20 protein-coding genes are annotated in these 22,702 nt (G+C 66.2%); 7 read left to right on the top strand and 13 right to left on the bottom strand.

Annotated features, from left to right (window positions below):
- Positions 1 to 7: 7 nt before the first annotated feature.
- The 12 genes from LV475_RS02680 to rpmH form a co-directional block, all read right to left on the bottom strand.
- Positions 8 to 982 carry a DUF2860 family protein gene (locus LV475_RS02680; RefSeq protein WP_169303644.1) on the bottom strand — a complete coding sequence of 325 codons (975 nt, stop codon included), beginning with the start codon at positions 980 to 982 and terminating at the stop codon, positions 8 to 10.
- Between the two features lie 151 nt (positions 983 to 1,133).
- The gene (gene cmoA, locus LV475_RS02675) at positions 1,134 to 1,970 is read right to left on the bottom strand and encodes a carboxy-S-adenosyl-L-methionine synthase CmoA (RefSeq protein ID WP_136867393.1); all 837 of its coding nucleotides are present in this window, start codon (positions 1,968 to 1,970) and stop codon (positions 1,134 to 1,136) included.
- Positions 1,971 to 2,019: 49 nt separating this feature from the next.
- A complete protein-coding gene (gene mnmH / locus LV475_RS02670; protein ID WP_197039160.1) occupies positions 2,020 to 3,165 on the bottom strand; it encodes a tRNA 2-selenouridine(34) synthase MnmH in 1,146 nt (381 codons plus the stop codon).
- Complete coding sequence (selD, locus tag LV475_RS02665) at positions 3,162 to 4,229, bottom strand: selenide, water dikinase SelD (RefSeq protein WP_136867392.1); 1,068 nt, start codon at positions 4,227 to 4,229, stop codon at positions 3,162 to 3,164. The genes mnmH and selD overlap by 4 nt, the downstream gene beginning before the upstream one ends.
- 142 nt (positions 4,230 to 4,371) lie before the next feature.
- Entirely contained in the window at positions 4,372 to 5,166 is a 795-nt protein-coding gene (locus tag LV475_RS02660; protein WP_136867391.1) for an EAL domain-containing protein, read from the bottom strand.
- 59 nt (positions 5,167 to 5,225) lie between these two features.
- Positions 5,226 to 5,771, bottom strand: coding sequence for a GNAT family N-acetyltransferase (locus LV475_RS02655; RefSeq protein WP_250105722.1), 546 nt, complete (start codon positions 5,769 to 5,771; stop codon positions 5,226 to 5,228).
- Between the two features lie 4 nt (positions 5,772 to 5,775).
- Positions 5,776 to 6,330, bottom strand: a complete 555-nt coding sequence (locus LV475_RS02650; protein WP_156575272.1) for a PAS domain-containing protein — start codon at positions 6,328 to 6,330, stop codon at positions 5,776 to 5,778.
- Between the two features lie 136 nt (positions 6,331 to 6,466).
- On the bottom strand, positions 6,467 to 7,813 hold the full coding sequence (gene mnmE / locus LV475_RS02645) for a tRNA uridine-5-carboxymethylaminomethyl(34) synthesis GTPase MnmE (RefSeq protein WP_250105721.1): 1,347 nt from the start codon (positions 7,811 to 7,813) through the stop codon (positions 6,467 to 6,469).
- 67 nt (positions 7,814 to 7,880) lie between these two features.
- Positions 7,881 to 9,587 carry a membrane protein insertase YidC gene (gene yidC, locus LV475_RS02640; RefSeq protein WP_136867387.1) on the bottom strand — a complete coding sequence of 569 codons (1,707 nt, stop codon included), beginning with the start codon at positions 9,585 to 9,587 and terminating at the stop codon, positions 7,881 to 7,883.
- A 9-nt stretch (positions 9,588 to 9,596) separates the two neighbouring features.
- Entirely contained in the window at positions 9,597 to 9,905 is a 309-nt protein-coding gene (gene yidD / locus LV475_RS02635) for a membrane protein insertion efficiency factor YidD (RefSeq protein WP_136867386.1), read from the bottom strand.
- Positions 9,890 to 10,309, bottom strand: a complete 420-nt coding sequence (rnpA, locus tag LV475_RS02630) for a ribonuclease P protein component (RefSeq protein WP_136867385.1) — start codon at positions 10,307 to 10,309, stop codon at positions 9,890 to 9,892. The genes yidD and rnpA overlap by 16 nt, the downstream gene beginning before the upstream one ends.
- Before the next feature lie 5 nt (positions 10,310 to 10,314).
- A complete protein-coding gene (gene rpmH, locus LV475_RS02625; protein ID WP_058574926.1) occupies positions 10,315 to 10,449 on the bottom strand; it encodes a 50S ribosomal protein L34 in 135 nt (44 codons plus the stop codon).
- A 345-nt stretch (positions 10,450 to 10,794) separates the two neighbouring features.
- Between rpmH and dnaA the strand changes: the two genes are divergently transcribed.
- The 7 genes from dnaA (at position 10,795) to xth (ending at position 19,700) form a co-directional block, all read left to right on the top strand.
- Positions 10,795 to 12,204, top strand: coding sequence for a chromosomal replication initiator protein DnaA (gene dnaA, locus LV475_RS02620; RefSeq protein ID WP_136867912.1), 1,410 nt, complete (start codon positions 10,795 to 10,797; stop codon positions 12,202 to 12,204).
- 265 nt (positions 12,205 to 12,469) lie between these two features.
- Positions 12,470 to 13,579 (top strand): DNA polymerase III subunit beta, encoded by a 1,110-nt coding sequence (gene dnaN, locus LV475_RS02615; protein WP_136867913.1) that lies wholly within the window; start codon positions 12,470 to 12,472, stop codon positions 13,577 to 13,579.
- Between the two features lie 10 nt (positions 13,580 to 13,589).
- Positions 13,590 to 14,663 (top strand): DNA replication/repair protein RecF, encoded by a 1,074-nt coding sequence (gene recF / locus LV475_RS02610; RefSeq protein WP_136867914.1) that lies wholly within the window; start codon positions 13,590 to 13,592, stop codon positions 14,661 to 14,663.
- A gap of 129 nt (positions 14,664 to 14,792) precedes the next feature.
- Positions 14,793 to 17,204 (top strand): DNA topoisomerase (ATP-hydrolyzing) subunit B, encoded by a 2,412-nt coding sequence (gene gyrB, locus LV475_RS02605; protein ID WP_136867915.1) that lies wholly within the window; start codon positions 14,793 to 14,795, stop codon positions 17,202 to 17,204.
- A 61-nt stretch (positions 17,205 to 17,265) separates the two neighbouring features.
- Positions 17,266 to 17,838: a LemA family protein gene (locus LV475_RS02600; RefSeq protein ID WP_250105720.1), complete on the top strand. Its 573-nt coding sequence runs from the start codon at positions 17,266 to 17,268 to the stop codon at positions 17,836 to 17,838.
- Between the two features lie 25 nt (positions 17,839 to 17,863).
- Complete coding sequence (locus tag LV475_RS02595; protein WP_169303680.1) at positions 17,864 to 18,817, top strand: GIDE domain-containing protein; 954 nt, start codon at positions 17,864 to 17,866, stop codon at positions 18,815 to 18,817.
- 91 nt (positions 18,818 to 18,908) lie between these two features.
- Positions 18,909 to 19,700 (top strand): exodeoxyribonuclease III, encoded by a 792-nt coding sequence (gene xth / locus LV475_RS02590; RefSeq protein WP_136867918.1) that lies wholly within the window; start codon positions 18,909 to 18,911, stop codon positions 19,698 to 19,700.
- 24 nt (positions 19,701 to 19,724) lie between these two features.
- Here xth and glnE read toward each other — a convergent pair whose 3' ends face one another.
- The gene (glnE, locus tag LV475_RS02585) at positions 19,725 to 22,598 is read right to left on the bottom strand and encodes a bifunctional [glutamate--ammonia ligase]-adenylyl-L-tyrosine phosphorylase/[glutamate--ammonia-ligase] adenylyltransferase (protein WP_250105719.1); all 2,874 of its coding nucleotides are present in this window, start codon (positions 22,596 to 22,598) and stop codon (positions 19,725 to 19,727) included.
- Positions 22,599 to 22,702 lie beyond the last annotated feature (104 nt).

Here is a 22,702-nt window from a genome sequence, read left to right as displayed (position 1 = left end):
CGACGAATCAGAACCGGTAACCCAGCCCGACGGCGAACAGGCCGGTTTCCTGGTCATAGAACCGGATGTCGGAATCGCGTTCGGACCACACGCCGTAGGCATTGACCGACCAGTTCGACCAGCCGAATGGCTCGGCGTAGCGCACACCGGCGACCACGCCCATTTCCCGGCCATCGCGGTACTCGTCGTAGATCGGTTGACGGGCGTCGTAGCGATCCACCCCGTAGTAGCCGGTCATCGAGAGCGACCAGCGATCGATGTCGTAGCTCGCGGTCAGCTGCGGTCGAACCAGCCAGCCGCGATTCGCGGCACCATCGGCATCCAGGCGGCGATACTGCACGCCCGGGGTGAGACTCAGGTTGTCGGTCACGGCGAGGCGATAGTTGAGGTCGAACCGATGCTCGGTGCCCTCGCGGTCTAGCAGTCGGCGATCGGCGGCCGACAGCCCCAATGCCTGGCCGGAGCGCTCCTGGTCGATGTCGCGACGATAGAGACGGTAGTCGATCGACAGGCCGGTGCCGGCGATGCCGGCGAGACCCAGACGCAGACCCCGCCGGTCGACGTCGCTGGCATCCCGGCGGGTCCCCGTGACGAATGGATCCGACCACACCTCGCTATCGTTGACCGTGACCGGGATCACCCCGGCGGTCAGCAGGCCGACCCGGTCGACCAGGTAGCGCGCGCCCAGCTCGAGGGCGAGCTCGCCGTCGGCCAGTGCCGACCGCGGGGTGCCGGCGTAGAGCGCGAGCTCGCGCGGCACCACGGTGTAGTCGATGCGGCCCAGCACGCCCCCCACGGCGCGCATCTCGCGCGAGGAGAGGCTGTAGAGGGAATCGATGCGTTTCTGGTCGCTGGAGACGGCCAGGTTGGAGCGACTCGAGATCACCCCGACCAGCGGCTGGACTTCGCCGGACAGGCCGGTCTCGTCGGCGATCGGGGCCGACTGGACGCCCGTCGCGACCAGGAGGCCGAGCGACAGCATCGTCAAGGCGAGTCCCCGGCCCAGGGTTCCGGCGAGGGTTTGACCAATGGCTCGAGCAACGGGTTGTTCGGAGGATGTCATCGGCTATGTTCCTGTTGTTCACCGGCCACGAATCGCGCGTCCGATCGGCACGGGCCGCACAGCATAAGAGTTATGTCTCCTCGCGCCATGAGCGGTTCCCTGGAGTCACCGATCCGTCGGCATCTCGCGTTGTTTTTTTGCATCGTCGCGCCAACCACAGGCAGAAACCGTAATGGCGCGAGAGCATCACCACCTCGGCAAATCCGGCGCGGCGCAGCCGCTGTTCATGCGCCGTGACCGTCTCGCTGCGCAGCACGTTTTCCAGGGCCTGACGCTTGCCGGCAATCTCGAGCTCGGAGTAGCCGTTGGCCCGCTTGAAGTCGTGGTGCAACTCGGTCATCAGGGCTTGCGCCCCGGGATCGGGTTCGTGGACCTTTTCGGCCAGCACCAGCACGCCGCCCGGCAGCAGGCCGTCGTGGATCGACTCGATCACGGCATCCCGGCTGTCCGGGTCGACGAACTGCAACGTGTAGCCGAGCACCACCATCGAGGCGCGTTCGGGCACCACCTCGGCCAGATCGGCACAGACGAGATCGGTGGGATAGGGCGAATGGAAGGCGGCGAGCTGGGCGCGGGCGCGTTCGAGCATGGCCGGCGAGTTGTCCACGCCAATCAGCTCGACTCGATCCGGCGGCGCGTCCATCCCGGCGAGGGCCGAGCGGATCGAGAGGGTCATGGCGCCCAGCGAACAGCCCAGGTCGTAGACCCTCGAATCGGACCGAACGTGCCGACGGGCAATCGCGGCCACCAGCTCGAGGTTGAAGCGATAGCCCGGCACGGAGCGCGAGATCATGTCCGGAAAGACCGCCGCCACCGAGGCGTCGAAACGGAACGCCGCCGGCGCCGTCGGGCCGGAAAAGAGATCGTCGCGACCGCTGGTGGCGGTTGGTGGCTTTGATTCGGACATGAGTTACGCGGTCTTCCCAGGGGCGGGAAAGTCTACCGCGACGGGTGGATCACGAACAGGGCGACCCTTGCGGTCGCAACCCCCGCGAAACCAGCTCCTCGGCCACCGCCTCCGGCGGGCCGCTGAAGACGATCCGGTCGCGCTTTCCGGCCAGCTGGTAGTCGTACATCGGGTCGTAGTACTCGACCAGCATGACGCGGATCAGGTCACGCAGACCCTGGACGTCGTCGCGTTCGTACCAGGCATCCAGTGCCTCGGCGGCCATGCCGCGCACCCTGGCGTGGCGCACCCCGCCCAGGCGCTTGGCCACCCGGTCGATCGCCCCGAGGATATGCGCTCGGACCCGCTCACTCGCCCCGGCGGCATCGGTGGCCAGCACCCGACGGTAACCGGCCTCGAGGTCGATGATGTAGTCCTTGAGACTCTGTTCGACGCGCTCGTCCAGGGGCCGTTCGATCACCACCAGCGGCGAGGTGCGCATGCGCTCGAACAGCGTCGGCGGCACCTGGCGCGCGCCGACCATCTTGCCCTCGTCCTCCACCAGGATCGGCTCGTCGGGCGCGCGGTGGCGCAGGCGCAGCAGGTCGATGGCGACCTGGTTCTCGAAATCGATCGGCGTGGGCTGGGGCTCGGGCTCGCGGCCGAAGGCCGAGCCCTTGTGACGAGCCCGTCCCTCGAGGTCGAGAAACCGCTCGAATCGAGTCAGGAAGGGCGTCTTGCCGACCCCGGTACGCCCGCCGAGCATGATCAGCGGCGCGTCGACGGCCTGGGTCTCGAGCGCATCGAGCAGGAAACGCCGCATCGCCTTGTAGCCGCCGGCGACGCGCGGGTAGGCGATACCGGTCGCCTCGAACAGCATCTGCTGGGTCAGCCGCGAGCGCAGCCCGCCACGAAAGCAGTACAAGAGGCCTTGCGGATGCGCCTCGACGAACGCCCGCCATTCGGCCACGCGCCGGGCCTTCTCCTCGGCATCCACCAACGCGTAACCCAGCGCGATCGCTGCGTCCTGGCCCGCTTCCTTGTAGCGAATCCCGACCTGGTGACGTTCCTCGTCGGTGAGCAGGGGACGATTCTCGGCGCCGGGAAAGGCGCCCTGCTCGAATTCCACCGGCGCGCGAACGTCCAGCATCGGCCGCTCGTCGAGGAAGATCGAGGCGATGTCGGTGACCAGCGGCAGATCGGCTCGCCCGCTCACGCTCGGTCGTCCTCGTGGAAGACCACGCGCGGGCCGTCATCCGGTTCGTGCAGGCGACCGATGGGCGTGGCGTGCAGGCCCGCCTCTTTCAGCAACGCGGCGACCGAGTCCACTGCCTCGGGGCGCACCGAGACCAGCAGCCCCCCCGAGGTCTGCGGGTCGCAGACGATGGCGCGCGCGAACTCGCTCATGGCGCCGAGCTCCTGCCCATAGCTCGCAAAATTGCGGCCGGTGCCGCCCGGCATCTGGCCGGCGGCGATGTAATCGGCGACCGCCTCGATCAGCGGCAGGGATGCCACGTCGATCTCGGCGCGCAAGCGGCTGCCCCGCACCAGCTCGAGCAGGTGGCCACCCAGCCCGAAACCGGTGACGTCGGTCATCGCGGTGACCGCCTCGATCGATGCCAGCTCCCGGCCGATGCGGTTCAGGCGCGTCATGCTGTCCGGGGCGAAATCGGCATGCGCGGCATCGAGCACGCCGTTCTTCTGCGCCGTGGTCAGCACGCCCACGCCAAGCGGCTTGGTCAGGAACAACTGGTCGCCGGCACGCGCGGTGTCGTTGCGCTTGAGGCGGTCGAGCTCGACGCGGCCGGTGACGGCCAGGCCGAAGATGGGCTCGGGCGCGTCGATCGAGTGGCCGCCGGCCAACGTGATGCCCGCATCAAGGCAGGCGCTGCGCCCACCGTCGATGACCGCCGCGGCCACCTCGGGCCCAAGCTTGTCGATCGGCCAGCCAAGGATGGCGATGGCGAGCAGGGGTTGGCCACCCATGGCGTAGACGTCGCTGATGGCATTGGTCGCCGCGATCCGGCCGAAGGTGAACGGGTCGTCGACGATCGGCATGAAGAAGTCGGTGGTCGAGATGATCGCGCTGCCATCGCCCAGGTCGAAGACCGCCGCGTCATCGCGCGAATCGTTGCCCACGAGCAGGCGGGCATCGGGCTGGATCGGGGCCAGGCTGGAGGCCAGCATGTCGTCGAGCAGCGCCGGGGCGATCTTGCAGCCGCAGCCGGCACCGTGGCTGTACTGGGTCAAACGGATGGTGGGGGCGTTTTCTCTGGGCATGGAATCGTCGGTGGCAAGTGATCGAGCACGGGTGGGGGCGAGAGGCGCGTGGTCGACGGGCGGCACAGCCGGCCGCGCAAACTGTCGTCCCGTCGGGTCCGGCAGGGGCTGCCCCTGCCGAACCGGGCCGTCTTCAACGTCTTCAGGGCATCTCGGGAATCGGCAGGGTCTCGAAACCGGGCTTGGCGAACCAGTAGCCCTGGAATCGGTTCAGTCCGAGCGACCGCAGCGTCTCGTATTCCTCGCGCGTCTCGACGCCCTCGGCGATCAACTCGATACCCATCTCCTCGCACATCATCGCCGTCGAACGGATCACGGCCTGCTTGCTTTGATGGTCATCGACGCCGCGCACCAGGTTGAGATCGATCTTGACCAGGTCCGGTTCGAGCTCGATCAGGTGGTTCAGTCCGGCAAAGCCCTCGCCGTAATCGTCGATCGCGCGCAGCAGCCCGCGCTCGCGGTACTCGTCGAAAATCGACCGCAGGTGGCCGCGATCGGTGATGCGCTCGGCCTCGGTGACCTCGAAGATCAACCGCCTCGGGTCGAAGCCGTAGATGCTCGCCGCCTCCATGGTCGCGCGGATGCAGGCCTGCGGCTTGTAGACCGCGTTGGGCATGAAATTGATGCTCAGATTGGCCTCGATGCCGAGCTCCGCGGCCAGGCGAATCGCGGTCACGCGCGCGGCCTGGTCGAAGTAGTAGCGATTCTGGTCATTGACCTGGGTGAGCACGCTGCCCGCCGATTCGCCGTTGGGGCCGCGCACCAGGGCCTCGTAGGCATAGACCTCGCCGCGATCGATATCGACGATCGGCTGGAAGGCCATGGAGAACGCGAACCCCAGTCGATCCGAGGCCTCGGCGAGGCAGTCGCGGCAGGTCACCTGGCGCACCCCGTCGGGAAACACCTGCAAATCGTTGAGTTCGGTTACTTGCGGCATCGACAACCTCCAGGGCACCTGCAATCCATGGCCCGTGAAGACACGCGGGGACCAGTGGATCAGTCTAGCAAAAGCCCGAGGATTCCCGTGCGGCTCATGAGGTAATCGTCCATCACGTAGCCGCCCCCGATGGGCTGGCAGTCGGTGCCGGTGATCACGAAGCCGGCCCGCTCGTAGGCACGGATCGCCGGCCGGTTGTGTCGATTGACCCGCAGACAGGCCCGGTCGGCCCCGTCGCGGGCCATCTCACGGCAGGTGGCATCGATCAACCATCGCCCCAATCCCGTGCCGTGAAACCCCGGATGCAGGTACAACTTGTCGAGGAAACCGCCCCCGCCCGCCGGACGCCAGGCGGAAAAGCCGATCGACCGGCCGGCCAGCCGCAACAGGGAAAACCGCGTGCCGTTTCGCTGCGAGTCACGCAGCGCCGGCAAGGCATAGCCCCGGCCGAGCATGTAGTGCACCTGGCCGCTGCCGATGATGGGCGGGTAGCAACGCCACCAGATGATCTCCGCCAGGCGGGCGACCTCGGGCAGGTCGGCGGTGGCGGCCGGATCGAGCGACAGGCCAGGGCGGGTCGTGGGAACCGGTGTCGGCAAGGCCATCGACTCAGCCTCGTGAGGAGAGCACCATCTGCTGCAGGTTGGCGTAGCCGTGGCGGCGCACGAAGCGGTTCATCACCTCGACGGCCGGGGCAAAACGGCGCTGGTCGTCGTGGCCACTGCGCTGCTCGGCGGCGCGCATGTCGGCAAACAGCCGCTCCCACTCCGGTACCACGTCCGCGCGCGGCAGGAATCGGGCGGAGGTGTATCCCTGCGTCTGGCCCTCACGCACGATCGGTGCGACGCGGGTGAGCACCCAGTAGTGATCGCCATTCTTGCAGCGATTCTTGACGATGCCGAAGAACTCGTCATCCGCCTGGATCGTCTGCCACATCAGGTAGTAAACGGTATCCGGCATGTCCGGGTGGCGCAGGATGTTATGCGGCTGGCCGATCAGCTCGTCGACCGCGAACCCGGAGATCTCGGCCAGCGACCGGCTTGCCTGGGTGATGATGCCCCGGCAGTCGGTCTTCGACTGCAGGGCACGGTGGCTACCCAAGCCCACCACGTGCCCGGTGACCTGACGGATGTCGATCGGCGGTTGGTACTCCATCGACAGCATGGCGACACTCCTCTACCCGCGGGACGCCGGCGGCAAACCGGATCCCAAGAAAATTCGATCGGGTATTAAATCGTGCGGCGCGCGGCCCTTCAACCAAGCGTGGCGCTCGGTTGGATCGGCGCGAATCCGGTGCGGATCACTTGCCGATACAGAAGCTGCCGAAGATCTCGCCGAGCAGGTCGTCGGCGGTGAAGCGACCGGTGATCGCCTCCATCGCGGTCTGCGCTCGACGCAGGGACTCGGCGGCGAGCTCGCCTGCGCCCAGGGCCAGCGAGTCACCCGCCTCGGCGAGATTGTCCCGGGCACGTTCCAGTGCCTCGAGGTGGCGACGCCGCGCGATAAAGGGGTCCTCGGTCCGGTCCGACACGCCGGCCAGGTGACGCAACTCGCGACGTAACGCGTCCACCCCCGCCCCGGTCCGGGCACTCAGACGCAGCGTGCCGTCCTCGACGGCCTGGGAGGGCGACTGGTCGGTCAGGTCCACCTTGTTGATTACGGTCAGCAGCGGCTTGTCGGGCAGGCGGGCGAGGGTTTCCTCGTCCTCGGCCGAGCGCCCGCGCGCGCCATCGATCAGGTGCAGGATCAGGTCGGCTCGCTCGACCTCTTCCCAGGCACGCCGAATGCCTTCCTGCTCGATCGGGTCATCGCTCTCGCGCAGCCCGGCGGTGTCGATCACGTGGATCGGCAGGCCGTCGAGCATGATCTCGGCGCGCAGCACGTCGCGGGTAGTGCCGGCAATCTCGGTGACGATCGCGCGCGACTCCCCGGCGAGCTGATTGAGCAGGCTGGACTTGCCGGCATTGGGCTGACCGACGATCACCAGCTGCAATCCCTCGCGCAGCCGCACGCCCTCGCCGGTGCGGCCCAGCAGGTCGGCGAGTTCGCGGCGCAGGTCGGCCAGCTGGTCGCGCAGGCGCGTGTCGGAGAGGAAGTCGATCTCTTCTTCCGGGAAATCGAGTGCCGCCTCGATGTACATGCGCAGATGGATCAGGTGCTCGACGAAGGCATCCACGCGTCGCGAGAACGCTCCGGTCAGGGACCGGCGCGCGGCGGTGGCCGCCTGCGTGGAACCGGCCTCGATCAGGTCGGCAACCGCCTCGGCCTGCGCGAGATCCATCCGGCCGTTGAGAAAGGCGCGTTCGGTGAACTCCCCCGGACGCGCCGTGCGGGCGCCGCAGCCGACCATTTCCTCGACCGCGGCGTCCAGCAGCACCGGGTTGCCGTGACCCTGCCACTCGACCACGTCCTCGCCGGTGTAGGAGTGCGGCCCCGGAAAGTAGAGGACGATACCGTCGTCGAGCACCGACTCGTCGGCTCGACGCTTCAAGGTGACGTAATGCGCGTGACGCGGCCGGGGGGAGGTGCCGGTCAACCGCGTGATGATCGCGCGGGCTTCCGGGCCCGACAGGCGCACCACGCCCACGCCGGCCCGACCGGCGGCCGTGGCCACCGCGCAGATCGTGTCGACCGGTGCCGCACTCACGACGGCAACCGACGAGCGCCGGGGCGATGTTTCACGGGAAACATCTCGGGGCAACCATCGCCGCGGATCAGCTCGATCCCTTCTGGGCCGCCATCTGCTTTTCCACCCGGCGGGTGATGATCGCCTGCTGGACGATCGAGAGCAGGTTGTTGACGAACCAGTACAGCACCAGGCCGGCCGGGAAGAAGGCGAAGAAGACCGTGAACACCACCGGCAGCCACTGGAAGATCTTCTTCTGCATCGGATCGACCGGTGCGGGGTTGAGCTTCTGCTGCAGGAACATCGAGGCGCCCATCAGCAGCGGCAGGATGAAGTACGGGTCCTTCTGGGTGAGGTCCTCGATCCACAGGATCCACGGCGCCTGGCGCAGTTCGACCGACTCGACCAGCACCCAGTAGAGCGCGATGAACACCGGGATCTGGATCAGGATCGGCAGGCAGCCGCCCAGCGGATTGATCTTCTCCTTCTGGTAGAGCTTCATCATCTCCTGCGAGAGACGCTGCTTGTCATCGCCGAAGCGCTCCTTGAGCGCCTGCATCTTGGGCGTGACCGCCCGCATGCGGGCCATGGAGCGGTAGCTCACCGCCGATGGCCACAGGAACAGGAGCTTGATCACCACGGTGACCAGCACGATCGCCCAGCCCCAGTTGCCGACCCAGTCATGGAACAGGTCGAGCAGCCAGAAGATCGGCTCGGAGATGAAGGTGAGGATGCCGAAGTCGACGGCCAGGTGCAGGCCGGTGGCCAGCGGCTCGAGGTTCGACTGGATCTTGGGCCCGACGTAAAGGATCGACTCAAGCGTCTCGCTCGATTGCGGCGCGACGGCGGTGACCGGCGACATCAGCCCGAGGCTGTAGACGGTAAAGCCGTCCTTCTGGCTCTTGAGCGTGTAGTACTGGTTCACCTGCTCGGGGTTCGACGGCACCCAGGCGCTCATGAAGTAGTGCTGGATGATCGCCGCCCAGCCGTCCTGCAGGTCCTTCTGCAGCTTGATCTTGCCCATCTCGTCGAATTCGATCTTCTCGTAGTTGAGTCGATCGCCACCGCCGGCCGGCGTGCCCGCATAGACGCCGCCGGTATAGGTGTACATCAGCTGCATGCCGGGGGTGGAACCCGAGCGGGTCAGCTGACGGTATTGCTGGCCGCGCCATTCGGCGTCGGTGGTGTTCTCCACCGTGTAGCGCAGATCGACGGCGTAGGAGCCGCGCTTGAACAGGTAGGTCTTGGTGACGCGGATGCCGTCCTGCTCCCAGGTCATCGGCACCTCGAGCACGGACTCGCCCTCGGCAAGCCGGTATTCGGGCTGCTCGACCTGGAAACGGGCGTGGTGATCCGGCGCCGGCGCGTTCTTGGAACCGATCAGGCCGGACTGGGCGATGTAGGTGAAGCCGCTGGTGTCCTGTAGCAGGCGCACCGGGTCGTCGGGGCGGTCGAGCTCAACCGGGTATTCCAGCAGGTCGGCCTGGCGAATTACGCCACCCCGCGGGTCGATCTCGAGCGAGAGGACGTCGGTCTCGACGCGAACCCGGTCCCCGGCGACCGAGGCACTGCCGTTCGAGTCACCACCCGCTGCGGCCGGCACGTCCCCGCCCGTGGACGGCCCGCCCGAGGTGGGCAGGTCGTCGGCCGGCGCCTTGTCGGCGGCCGCCTGCTCGGTCGTCTGGGTGACATTGCTGCGCTCGGCCGGTGACTGATTGTCCTCCAGCCAGGCCTGCCAGAGCAGGATCAGGACGAAGCCCAGGGCGATGATCAGGATCAGGCGGCGTTGTTCCATGGGAATCTTTCAGTCTCGCGATTGAACGGCATGGGGCCCGTGGTGGGCATCGGCTCGGGAAGCGGAGGACTCGGCATCATGCGGGCAGCCGCCGGGTTCCGAGGAGGTGCCGGGCACCGGATCGATGCCCCCGGCACAGAAGGGATGGCAGCGCCCCAGGCGGCGCAGCGTCAGCCAGCCCCCCTTGAGCGCACCGTGTCGGGACAGGGCCTCGACGGCGTACTCGGAACAGGTCGGATAAAAACGACAGGAGGGCGGCAGCATCGGGCTGATCAGCAGGCGATAGCCCTTGACCAGGCCGATCAGGACGCGGCGCATTTCCGGCTCGCCTTGTTCAGTGCCTGGCGCATCTGGCGATGCAGCTCGGGCATCGACAACCCGTCCACTCCCGACTTGGCCAGGACCACGACGTCCATGCCGGGTAACTCGGCCCGGCTCAGGCGGAACTGTTCGCGGGCGACGCGCTTGACCCGATTGCGCTCGTGGGCAAGCCGTACCCGCTTGCGGCTGACAGCCAATCCCAGGCGCGGCTCGCCGCCGGGATTGGCGTGCAAGGCCAGCATCAGGTTGGCGGTATGCACCCGGTTACCTCCGCGCATCACGCGTTGGTAGTCCGACCCGGAAAGCAGGCGCGCCGAACGCGGAAACCGGCCGCCACGAATGACGGCCGGTTCCTTGCTGTCGGCCCCGGAGGTCGGGGCCTCGGGCGCGGCCGGGGTCATCGGCCTCAGGCAGAGAGCCGCTTGCGGCCCTTGGCGCGACGGGCGTTGATGATGGCGCGACCACCGCGGGTCTTCATGCGGGCACGGAAACCGTGGGTGCGCTTGCGGCGCAAGTTGCTCGGCTGAAAGGTTCTTTTCATGACGACGTCCCAGTAGTGATTCAGGTGTTACTGCACGGATCGGCCGATCTCGATCGGCCCGTCTCGGCCAACTCAGGCGACCATATCCGCTTGAAAAAGGGGCCGAATACTCTGACAGACCGGGGGCTGCTGTCAAGGGCGACGTCACACCACCCGGTCGAACCGGGCCTCGTGACACCGATCGACGGACGTGAGGACCGTCAATTACCGCCCCCATCGGGGTCCCCGACGCGTCGGTCGAGGCCAGCTGGCATCTTGTGGATAAGATGTCGACCACCCGTGGCTGGATGTTATCATCCGCCCCTTGTCTAGCCGACCCCGAACCGGTGGAGAACGACCGTCGTCATGCAGCATTTCCCGATGTGGCAACAATGCATCGATCGCCTGGCCCAGGAGCTGCCGAACGATCAGCTGACCATGTGGATATTCCCGTTGCAGGCCGAACAGGTCAGCGACGACCAGTGGCTGCTGTGGGCGCCCAACCGCTTCGCCTTCGACTGGGTCAACCAGAAACTGCTCGAGCAGATCCGCGTGCATGCCCGCGAGATTTCCGGCCGTCCGGAGCTTGACGTGTCGTTGCGCATCGGCGAGGCCGGCCGCGCTCGGCCCAAGCCGACGACCACAACCAGCAAGGCCCCGGCCGACACCCCGTCCCGTCCCGCTTCTCGACCGGCGGCCCCGCGACCGATCGACCCCGAGCCGGTCGAACCCGGGGACACCACGGACGAGGGCTTTTCCCACAACCTCAACCGCGGCTTTACCTTCGAGACCTTCGTCCAGGGCAAGTCCAACCAGCTCGCCTGCGCGGCATCCCAGCAGGTAGCGGCCAACGCCGGCGCCAGCTACAACCCGCTGCTGATCTATGGCGGCGTGGGTCTGGGCAAGACCCACCTGATGCACGCGGTCGGCAACCAGATCATCGACCAGCAGGGCGACAAGCGCGTCATCTACCTGCACAGCGAACGCTACGTGCAGGAAATGATCACCGCCATCCGCAATAACAACACCGAGCAGTTCAAGAACTTCTACCGCGGCATCGACGCGCTGCTGATCGACGACATCCAGTTCTTCGCCACCAAGCCGCGCAGCCAGGAGGAGTTCTTCCACACCTTCAATGCGCTGATCGAGCAGGGCAAGCAGATCGTGATGACCTGCGATCGCTACCCCAAGGAGATCGAGGGCCTCGAGGAACGCCTGAAGTCGCGCTTTGGCTGGGGGCTGACCGTGGCGGTCGAGCCGCCGGACATGGAAACCCGTGTGGCGATCCTGCACAGCAAGGCCGAGCAGTCGGGGATCGATCTGGATTCCGACGTCGCCTTCTTCATCGCCCGGCGCATCCAGGCCAACATCCGCGAACTCGAGGGCGCCCTGCGACGGGTGATCGTCACCACGCAGTTCTCCAAGCGACCGATCACCATCGAGTCGACCAAGGACGCGCTCAAGGACATGATCTCGGCACACGCCAAGATGATCACCCTGGACAACATCCAGCGCACGGTCGCCAAGTACTACAACGTCAAGATCCAGGACCTGACCGGGGCCCGCCGCACGCGCTCGATCGCACGACCCCGTCAGCTGGCCATGGCGCTGGCCAAGGAATTGACCAGCCATTCGCTGCCCGAGATCGGCGAGTCGTTCGGCGGGCGGGATCACACCACCGTGCTGCACGCGGTACGCAAGATCGAGGAACTGCGCGAGAGCGACAGCAAGATAAACGACGACTACAACCTCCTGCGACACACCCTGAATGTGTGAAGCCGCCCGAGTTGGGGACAAGCCGGGCACAGTGGCAGGACGGATGCTGGGAAACCTGTGGACGAATCGGCGAATCGAGAGTTTTCCACAATTGGTCCCAATTCATACACAGGCCGTCCCACGGCATTGAGCCAATCTGTCAAGTGCGAGAAGCTACTGATCCCGTTCGTCTTTTCGCACTTATCCCAAGGAAAGTGGCTACATCACATTCATCATCATCAACAGAACAAAAACATCTGTTACTGATTCAGAGGAACCGCCAGCCATGCAACTGACCGTCAGCCGACCGGACCTGCTCGACGCCATCAACCGCGTAATCGGTGGCGTGGAAAAACGCCAGACCATGCCGATCCTGGGCAACCTGTTGCTCGAGGCCGATGGCGATCGACTCAAGCTCACCGGGACCGACCTCGAGATCCAGCTGGAAAGCGAATGCCCCGCCGACATCGGTCAACCGGGTCGCACGACGGTCAACGCCCGCAAGCTGCACGACATCATTCGCGCCATCCCGGCCGAATCGCAGATCGGCATTCGCCAGGAAGACGGGTTCGTCATCGTCCAGGCGGGTCACAGCGTGTTCCGGCTCGGTTGCCTGCCGGCCGACGAATACCCGCGCATGGAGACAACCACCGAGGAATACCGGCTGGTGCTCGGGCAGGATCGATTGCGCGCCATGCTGGAGAAGACCCAGTTCTCGATGGCCCAGCAGGACGTGCGTTACTTCCTCAACGGGCTGCTGTTCGAGGTCAGCCCGGAACGGATTCGCTGCGTGGCCACCGACGGGCATCGCCTGGCACTGGCCGAAACCGACAGCCAGCAAGCGATCGCGGAGACGCTGCGCATCATCGTGCCGCGCAAGATGGTGATGGAGCTGATGCGGGCACTCGATCGCGACGACGATTCGCCGGTCGAGCTCTTGGTCAGCACGCAGCAGATCGAGCTCAAGCTCGCCCAGCAACGCATGGTCAGCAAGCTGATCGACGGGCGCTTCCCCGACTACGAGCGCGTCATCCCGAAGACCAACAGCAAACAGGTCCACGTCGACCGAGAAACCCTCAAGCAGGTGCTGCAGCGCGCCTCGGTGCTCAACACCGACCGGTTCGCCGGCGCCCACTATCACCTGCAATCCGACCGGCTGGCCATCGAGGCAATCAACAGCGACCAGGAATCCTCCCGCGAGGAAATCCCGGTTCACTACCAGGGTGACGACCTGAAGATTGCCTTCAATATCAGCTACATGCTGGCCATCCTCTCGCACGTTGACGACATGCAGGTGCGCATGGATTTCGAGACCCCGGAATCCAGCGCCCTGATCCTGCCGACCGACGAAGACGCCATCCGGACCCGCTACGTCCTCATGCCGATGAAGATCTAAGCGGTTTCCCGTGACGCGACTGGCGACACTGCACGTCGAGCGATTCCGCAACCTCGAACCCGTCGATCTCGAACCGGCCGCCGGCATCAACCTGATCCACGGGGTCAACGGCGCCGGCAAGACCAGCCTGCTCGAGGCCATCCATACCTTGAGCCTGGGACGGTCGTTCCGTGGCAACAACGCCAATGAGCTGATCCGGCACGGTGCCGACGACCTCCTGCTGCGAGCCGAGGTCGAGGCCCGCTCGGGCCGCGGTGTACACCGCCTTGCGATGCAGCGCGACCGGCGCAGCATGGTGCTCCGCGTCGACCAGGAGAACGTGCCGCGGTTGAGCGAGCTGGCGCGATTGCTGCCCGTGCTTGCCCTGCACCCGCAATCCGACGATCTCGTGCTTGGCTCGCCCGATCATCGCCGGCGCTTTCTCGACCGGGTGGGCTTCTACGCCCGAACGGATTTCCACGAGATCCATCGCAACTTTCAACGCGCACTCAAGCAGCGCAACGCCCTGTTGCGCCGGGGACAACACGAACCGGCCTGGGAGCGGCTCTACCTGGAAACCGCCGGGCGACTCGAGGCCGCCAGGCGCGACGTGCTCGCCGATCTCGAGCAACGCATGACCGACTTGCTCGACCGCATGCTGCCCGGCCACCGGCTCACGCTGCGCTACCTCCCCGGTTACCGGCAGGACCTGGCACTCGACGAGGCCATCCGGCAGGGCGGCGAGCGCGAACGGGACCAGCAGGCCAGTCTGTTCGGCCCGCACCGGGCGGATCTCAAGATCGCCCTCGGCGACCACGAGGCGCGCCAGGTTGCCTCCCGTGGGCAGATCAAGATGCTGGTGGTGTTGTTGCACCTCGCCGTGCTCGACCTCTGGGCCGAGGTACGCGGTGAGCCGGCCGTGGTGCTGTTCGACGATCTGGCCTCGGAACTGGACGCGGACAACCGACGGCGCGTGCTGGACTACCTCGGCCAGAGTGGTCACCAGGCCTTCGTCAGCGTGATCGCCGCCGATGCCATCGACGGCGAGGGGGATATCCAGGCCCGCTTTGCCGTGGAGGACGGGCAGGTGCGGAAAATGGTATGATCACAAGGTTGTGAAACACCGTCGGAACGATCGGGATGGACTGGCCAGTCGGCCGGTCTCCCGATGGACCGGTCCGGGTTGGCAAGCGCCGCCGACAGGACCGCTGCGACAGGAAGGGACAAGAGCTACATGAGCGCCGAAAACACGTACGACTCCAGCAGTATCAAGGTCCTCAAGGGACTGGACGCGGTGCGCAAGCGCCCCGGGATGTACATCGGCGATACCGACGACGGTACCGGCCTGCACCACATGGTGTTCGAGGTGGTGGACAACGCGGTCGACGAATCGCTCGCCGGTCACTGCTCCAAGATCGACGTGGTCATCCACGCCGATGGTTCGGTCTCGGTCACCGACGACGGTCGCGGCATTCCCACCGACCTTCACGAGGAAGAGGGGCGGTCGGCCGCCGAGGTCATCATGACCGTCCTGCACGCCGGCGGTAAGTTCGACCAGAACAGCTACAAGGTCTCCGGCGGCCTGCACGGGGTGGGTGTCTCGGTGGTCAACGCCCTGTCCGACCGGCTGGATCTCACCATCTGGCGCAATGGGCGTCGTTGGGTGCAGGAATACCACCTCGGCGAGCCGCAGTACCCGCTCAAGGATGCCGGCCCGACCGAGCGTTCCGGCACGCAGATCCGTTTCCTGCCCAGCCAGACGATCTTCACCGACGTCACCTTCCACTACGACATCCTGGCCAAGCGCCTGCGCGAGCTGTCGTTCCTCAACTCCGGGGTGCACATCTCGCTCTCCGAAGAGCAGAGCGGCCGCGCGGACACGTTCTACTACGAAGGTGGCATCCGCGCGTTCGTCGAGCACCTGAACAAGGACAAGACGCCGATCCACAAGAACGTGATCTACCTCTCGGGCGATCGCGACGAGGTCGGCATCGAGCTCGCGCTGCAGTGGAACGACGCCTACCAGGAAAACCTGTTCTGCTACACGAACAACATCCCGCAGCGCGACGGCGGCACCCACCTGACCGGTTTTCGTACCGCGCTGACGCGCACGCTCAACGACTACATGGATCGCAACGGGATCCTCAAGAAGGCCAAGGTCAACACCACGGGTGAGGACTGGCGCGAGGGCCTGGTGGCGGTGATCTCGGTCAAGGTGCCCGACCCGAAGTTCTCCTCGCAGACCAAGGAAAAGCTGGTCTCCTCCGAGGTCAAGACCGCGGTCGAATCGATGACCGCCGAGCACCTGGCCGACTTCCTCGAGGAAAACCCGGCCGATGCCGAGGCGATTACCTCCAAGATCATCGAGGCGGCGCGGGCCCGCGAGGCCGCCCGTCGGGCCCGCGAGATGACCCGCCGCAAGGGCGCGCTCGACATCGCCGGCCTGCCGGGCAAGCTCGCCGACTGCCAGGAGAAGGACCCGGCGCTGTCGGAGCTGTACCTGGTGGAGGGCGACTCCGCGGGCGGTTCGGCCAAGCAGGGCCGCGACCGGCGCACCCAGGCGATCCTGCCGCTCAAGGGCAAGATCCTCAACGTCGAGAAGGCGCGCTTCGACAAGATGCTGTCGTCCGCCGAGGTGGGTACCCTGATCACGGCGCTGGGTTGCGGCATTGGTCGCGAGGACTTCAATCCGGACAAGCTGCGCTACCACCGCATCATCATCATGACCGACGCGGACGTCGACGGCAGTCACATCCGCACCCTGCTGCTGACGTTCTTCTACCGCCAGATGCGCGAGCTGGTCGAGCGCGGCCACGTCTACATCGCGCAGCCGCCGCTCTACAAGGTCAAGAAGGGCAAGCAGGAGCAGTACCTCAAGGACGATCTGGCCCTGAACCAGTACCTGCTGCAGCAGGCGGTCGACGGGGCGCGCCTGGAACTCGGCGAGAACACCCCGCCGATCTCCGGGCCGGGGCTCGAGTCGCTGGCGCGGGAATACCTTTCCGCGCAGGCGATGATCGAGCGCATGGCCAACCGTTTTGACATCAATGCCCTGAAGGCACTGATGCAGATCGGTCGCCTCGATCCGGCCATGATGGACGACGAGTCTCGCCTGGCCGGTTGGCTGGGTCACTTCAACGGCATGCTCAATGCCATCGCCGATGCCGGTGTGGAGTACGGCGTCTCGATGGAGGAAGGCGAGCATGGCCACGTGTTCCGTATCGAGCGCAGCCAGCACGGTGTTTCACATGAAACCACCATCCCGGCGGCGTTCTTCAGCGGCAACGAGTACCGCCTGCTCGGCGACCTCGGCGAACGACTCGACGGCCTGATCAGCGAGGGTGCCGAGGTCGTGCGCGGCGAACGCCGCCAGGCGATCGAGCGTTTCGAACAGGCGATCGACTGGCTGATGGCCGAGGGGCGCCGTGGACTGGCGGTTCAGCGCTACAAGGGCCTGGGCGAGATGAACCCCGACCAATTGTGGGAAACCACCATGAACCCGGATACCCGTCGCCTGTTGCAGGTGCGTATCGAAGACGCCGTGGCCGCCGATTCGGTGTTCACGGTGCTGATGGGCGACCTGGTCGAGCCGCGCCGCGACTTCATCGAGAAATTCGCGCTCTCGGCGTCCAATATCGACGTGTAACCAAGACGACGAGAGTCAACCCGCCTCGCCGCGGCGGGGCAGCCAAGGAGGCGTTCGAACCATGGGCATCGCGCTGTCGATCATCGTGTTCCTGCTGGTGCTGATCCTGATCTGGGGAATCATCATCTACAACGGCCTGGTGCGGCTGAAGCACAACGTCTCGCAGTCGTGGTCGAACATCGACGTGTTGCTGCGCCAGCGCCACGACGAGTTGCCCAAGCTGGTCGAGACCGCCCGGCAGTACATGCACTACGAGCGCGACACGCTCGAGCGGGTGATGGAGGCGCGTGCGGCGGTCAACGACGCGCAGCAGCGCGGTGACGTCGGCGCACTGGGTGGTGCCGAGCAGAGCCTGCGCCTCGGCCTGGGTAACCTGTTCGCGGTGGCCGAGGCCTATCCCGAGCTCAAGGCCAACGAGACCTTCCAGCACCTGCAGCAGCGCATCAGCGGGCTGGAAAACGAGATCGCCGACCGGCGCGAGTTCTACAACGCCGCGGTCAACACCAACAACATCCGCATCGAACAGTTTCCCGACGTCCTGGTTGCCCAGCTGTTCGGCTTCCGCGCCTTCCGCCTGCTCGAGTTCGATCGCAAGTCCACCGAGGATGTCGACGTGAAGGCCCTGTTCGGCTGATCCCGGCGAGTCGATGATCCCCGGCATGTCGGTTATCGAGGGGTTCGGCGACTGGCTGCTCGACCTCGATCCCGGCTTCTACCTCGTCCTCTGGACGGGGGTGGTGATCCTGCTCCTCGTCTGCCTGTTTCTCGGCTTTCGTACCCTCGCTCGGGCGCGGATCATCGCGCACACCCCCACCGCCCGGCTGCGCTCTGCCGCCCAGGGCTTCAACGAGATCGAAGGCACGGGCCGGGCGATCGACGATCACCCGCTCTATTCGCCGCTGACCTTTACCCCCTGTCTCTGGTTCGAGATGAAGATCGAGCGGCTCGAGTCCAGCGGCAAGAACCGCAATTGGGTCACCGTTGAGCGCCGCCGCAGCGATGCCCTGTTCCGCGTCGACGATGGTAGCGGCGAGGCGTTCGTCGACCCCGACCATGCACGGGTGATCCCGCACAGCAGTCGACGCTGGCGTGAACGTGCCTCGAACCATGATTGGTCGGGCGGCTCGGCACTGGGATTCGGTGGCAAGCCGTATCGCTACACCGAGCGTCTGCTGCTGCCCGAGCGGCCGCTCTACGTGCTTGGCTGGCTCGAGACCCGTGGGCATCGAAACGATGGATCGTCGGCCCACGCGGCAATCGAGCAGCGTCGCCGCGAGCTCCTGCAGGAATGGAAGCACGACGACGAGGCGCTTTCGCGCTTCGATCTGGATGGTGACGGCGAGATCTCGATGCGCGAGTGGGAATGGGCCATGCGGCTTGCGCGCGCGCAGGCAAAGCGCGAGGTCGGCGAGGCGGAACGTGAACGTGCCACCGGCAGCAATACCGTCCACCTGCTACACCGGCCGGAAAACGGCGATCCGTTCATCATCTCCGGCGTGCCGCAGGAGACGTTGATCCGTCGCAAGACGTTCAAGGCGGGCGCATTCGTCGCCGCCGGCCTGATCCTGTTCGTGCTCGCGCTGGTCGCGCTCGATATCCGGACCCCGTTCTAGGGTGTCCCCTCGTGTTTCCCGGCGGCGGATCGCCCCGGGAACCGGCCGATTCTGCGAGAATGGCCCGAGTCTTTCGCTCGAGGCAGATCCCATGAACATCGCTAGTTGGAACGTCAATTCACTCAAGGTGCGTCAGCCGCAAGTCCTCCAGTGGCTGGCCGACCAACCCGCCACCCTGCTCGGCATGCAGGAGCTCAAGCAACTCGATGAGGCGATCGATCGGGACGCGATCGAGGCGGCCGGTTATCGCGTGATCGCCAACGGGCAGAAGACCTACAACGGCGTGGCCTGGATGTATCCGGCCCATTGGCCGGAGCCGACCGACATCGTCACCGACATCCCCGGATTCGAGGATCCGCAGCGGCGCGTGATCGCCGCGACCTTCGGCGACCTGCGGGTGATCAACCTGTACGTGGTCAACGGCGAGGCCGTCGGGTCGGAGAAATACGCCTACAAGCTGTCCTGGCTGGAGGCGCTGACGCGCTGGCTGGCCGAGGAGGCCGGGCGCTACCGCAACCGCGTGGTGGTGGGGGACTTCAACATCGCGCCGACGGATGCCGACGTGCACGACCCCGAGGCGTGGAAGGAGCGGATCCTCTGCTCGACCCCGGAACGCGACGCGCTCGACCGCATCCTCGAGACGGGCTTGATCGACGCCTTCCGCCTGTTCGACCAGCCGGAGAACGTGTTTTCCTGGTGGGATTACCGGCAGGCGAATTTCCGCCGCAATCGCGGGCTGCGCATCGACCTGATCCTCGTCAGCGAGTCACTGCGCGATCAGGTCACGGCCTGCCACATCGACATCGAGCCGCGTCGGTGGGAGCGTCCCTCGGATCACGCGCCGGTGGTCGTGGCCCTCGACTACGGGGCACCGGGTAGCTGACGCCCGACGCCGATCGCCGCCGGCCTACTCGGGCCGTTCGGCCTCCGCGCCCGGTGGCAGGCAGCCGATCAGCGCCTGCCATTGATCGATCACCACCTGCCGTTCGGCCTCGACGCTGTGGGCATCCACCACGGAGCGACTGCCCATCAACGCCTGATGGTGGCCGGCGTCGCGCAGGGTCCGGTAGGCCTGGATGATGGCCTCGCTCGCCTCGGCGTCGATCAGTCCAGCCTCGCGCAACGAGTCGAGCTGGCGAATGTTGTCGGTGAACTCGAGTATTTCGGGATGTTCGGCGGCATGTCGCAGCAGCAGGTACTGCACCAGGAACTCGATGTCGGTGATGCCGCCGACGTCGCGCTTGAGGTGGAACAGGCCGGCCGGGGTCTCGGTCTGGTTCGTCCGCATCTTCTCGCGCATGCCCACCACCGCGTCACGCAGCTCGTCGGGGTCGCGCGGCTGGGTCAGCGTCTGGCGCCGGATCTCGGCGAAGGTCTCGCCCACCGAGGCGGTACCGGCGACGAAGCGCGCCCGGCACATGGCCTGCACCTCCCAGACCCAGGCGTGTTCGGCCTGGTACTGGGCAAAGGCATTGACGGACGAGACCAGCAGGCCGCCGACCCCGTCCGGGCGCAGGCGCGTGTCCACTTCGTAAAGCACGCCGGCCGGCGTACGGATGCTGAGCGTATGGATGATCTTCTGCGCCAGACGCGCGAAGTAGAGGCTGTTGTCGATCGATTTCGGCCCGTCGGTCACCGCCTCGCGATCCGTGGAGTCGTGCAGGAAGACCAGGTCCAGGTCCGAGCCGTAACCCAGCTCGATCCCGCCGAGCTTGCCGTAACCGATGATGGCGAGTCCCGGGGTAAACACCTCGCCCGCCTCGTTGATCGCCTTCGGCTTGCCGTGGCGGGCCTCGATCTGCGCCTGCGCGCGCTCGTGTACCGCCTCCAGGATTACCTCGGCAATCCAGGTCAGCTGGTCGGAGACCCGCATCACCGGCAGCGCGCCCACCACGTCGGCGGCAGCCACCCGCAGGGTCGCCAGCTGCTTGAAGCGGCGCAATTCGTCGAGGCTGCGTTCCTCGTCGTTCGGGCACTTGCCCAACAGCTCGCCCAGCTCCTGCGCCAGCTCGGTCTTGTTGGGCGGGGCGTACAGGGTCTCGGGGTCGATCAGCTCGTCGAGCAGGATCGGGTGCTGGGTCAGCAACGAGGCGATCCACGGGCTGCCGTGCACCAGCCGGACCAGCTGCCGGCGCGCCTGTGGCTGTTCGATCAGCAGGGCCACGTAGACCGAGCGGCGCAGGATGGCCGCAAGCAGGTCGAGCATCCGGTCGAGGATCGCGACCTGGCCCTGATAGGCGCTGATGTCGCGCAGCAGGTCGGGCATCAGTTCGTCGAGACGTTGGGCGACCGTGCCGTTGATCGCCGGCCCCTGGGTGTCCCGCCACGCGGACAGATGCCGTTCCAGCACGGCGGCCTGCTCGAAGCCGTGCCGTTCGAGGATGGCGACGCGGTCGGCGACATCGCCTAGCCCGTTCCATACCTGTTCGAGCGGGTCCTCGTTCTCGTCGCCGTCGCTGGGCAGGCGCAGCACCTCCGAGAAATGGCCGTGGATGCGATCACGGTGCTGATCGAGGGCGTACAGGAACGCGCCCCAGTCCTCGAAACCCATCGAGATCGCGAGGCGCAACTGGTCGAACTTGTTGTCCGGTAGCGTCTGCGTCTGATGGTCGTAGAGCATCTGCAACCGGTTCTCGGCCCGGCGGAGAAAGTCGTAGCCCACCGTGAGATCGCCGACGGTGGTCGGATCGAGCTCGCCCATCTCCTCGAGGATCGTGAGCACCGGCAGCAGCCGCCGGTCCTGTAGCGCCGGCTCGCGTCCGCCGCGCAGCAACTGGAACAACTGGCCGATGAACTCGATCTCGCGGATGCCGCCGGGGCCGAGCTTGATGTTGTTGTGCATGGCCGCGTCGGTCATCTCGCGCTCGATCATGCGCTTCATCTCGCGCAACTGGCTGAACGCGCCGAAGTCGAGATAGCGGCGGAAGACGAACGGTCTGAGCATGTCCATCAACTCGCGTCCCGCCGCCTGGTCGCCGGCAATCACGCGTGCCTTGATCCAGGCGTAGCGTTCCCATTCGCGTCCGCGGGTGGCGTAGTAGAGTTCCAGCCCGTCGAAGCTCATCGCCAGCGGGCCCTCGTCGCCGTTGGGGCGAAGACGCATGTCGACCCGGAAGACGAAGCCGTGACCGGTCTTCTCGTCGAGCGAGCGGATCAGCCGCTGGCCGAGCCGGATGAAGTACTCGGCGTTGCTGATCGTCTTGCTGCCGTCGGTCTCCCCCTCTTCGGCGTAGGCGAAGATCAGGTCGATGTCCGAGGAATAGTTGAGCTCGTCGCCCCCGAGCTTGCCCATGCCGATGACCACCATGCCGACGGACTCGCCGTTCGGCCCGCGCGGCTGCCCGAACCGGGCCTGCAGGTGATGTTCGTGGTAGGCCAGCGCCTCGGCGACGCAGAAATCGGCGAGCTTGGATAGCGACCGGAGGGTCGCGTCGGTGTCGTCGATGCCGTTGAGATCGCGCCAGGCGATCAGGATTATCTCGCGCCGACGCAATCGACGCAGCTCCCGGCCGAAGGCCGCCGGCTCCAGTGCCAGGCGCTCGTCCCGCGTGCCGCTGAGCCCGTCGAGGCGCGTGGCCAGCCCGTCGCCGAGAAACGCGTCACCGCAGCCGGCCATCACGTAATCGAGGATGGCCGGCTCGGCGGCGAGGCTTTGCTGGATGAAGGGGCTGCAGCGCAGGACGTGTTCGAGCTGCCGACGTTGGTCGTCGTTGAGTGCCGAGGCATCGCTCAGCTGGTCGATCAGGGTCTGGTCTGGGGTGATTTCGTCGAGGTCGGACACGAGGATCGGCCTGTCGGTTGATGGGGGATGCCTCGATGATACGCCTTGCAGCCGGATGGGTGCAGGCTTGCGGCGCCGCGGCCGGGCCCCGGTTCGATCGGGCA

The organism is Guyparkeria hydrothermalis (assembly GCF_023555375.1).
GTDB lineage: Bacteria > Pseudomonadota > Gammaproteobacteria > Halothiobacillales > Halothiobacillaceae > Guyparkeria > Guyparkeria hydrothermalis.
The sequence above is the reverse complement of the archived record's forward strand: the minus strand, read 5'-3'. Positions and strand labels throughout refer to the sequence as shown.

Coding starts and splice junctions, on each gene's coding strand:
- LV475_RS02680 (WP_169303644.1), bottom strand. CDS start 982: ATGCTGTCGCTCGGCCTCCTGGTCGCGACGGGCGTCCAGTCGGCCCCG.
- cmoA (WP_136867393.1), bottom strand. CDS start 1,970: ATGTCCGAATCAAAGCCACCAACCGCCACCAGCGGTCGCGACGATCTC.
- selD (WP_136867392.1), bottom strand. CDS start 4,229: ATGCCCAGAGAAAACGCCCCCACCATCCGTTTGACCCAGTACAGCCAC.
- LV475_RS02660 (WP_136867391.1), bottom strand. CDS start 5,166: ATGCCGCAAGTAACCGAACTCAACGATTTGCAGGTGTTTCCCGACGGG.
- LV475_RS02655 (WP_250105722.1), bottom strand. CDS start 5,771: ATGGCCTTGCCGACACCGGTTCCCACGACCCGCCCTGGCCTGTCGCTC.
- LV475_RS02650 (WP_156575272.1), bottom strand. CDS start 6,330: ATGCTGTCGATGGAGTACCAACCGCCGATCGACATCCGTCAGGTCACC.
- yidC (WP_136867387.1), bottom strand. CDS start 9,587: ATGGAACAACGCCGCCTGATCCTGATCATCGCCCTGGGCTTCGTCCTG.
- yidD (WP_136867386.1), bottom strand. CDS start 9,905: ATGCGCCGCGTCCTGATCGGCCTGGTCAAGGGCTATCGCCTGCTGATC.
- rnpA (WP_136867385.1), bottom strand. CDS start 10,309: ATGACCCCGGCCGCGCCCGAGGCCCCGACCTCCGGGGCCGACAGCAAG.
- rpmH (WP_058574926.1), bottom strand. CDS start 10,449: ATGAAAAGAACCTTTCAGCCGAGCAACTTGCGCCGCAAGCGCACCCAC.
- dnaA (WP_136867912.1), top strand. CDS start 10,795: ATGCAGCATTTCCCGATGTGGCAACAATGCATCGATCGCCTGGCCCAG.
- dnaN (WP_136867913.1), top strand. CDS start 12,470: ATGCAACTGACCGTCAGCCGACCGGACCTGCTCGACGCCATCAACCGC.
- gyrB (WP_136867915.1), top strand. CDS start 14,793: ATGAGCGCCGAAAACACGTACGACTCCAGCAGTATCAAGGTCCTCAAG.
- LV475_RS02600 (WP_250105720.1), top strand. CDS start 17,266: ATGGGCATCGCGCTGTCGATCATCGTGTTCCTGCTGGTGCTGATCCTG.
- LV475_RS02595 (WP_169303680.1), top strand. CDS start 17,864: ATGTCGGTTATCGAGGGGTTCGGCGACTGGCTGCTCGACCTCGATCCC.
- xth (WP_136867918.1), top strand. CDS start 18,909: ATGAACATCGCTAGTTGGAACGTCAATTCACTCAAGGTGCGTCAGCCG.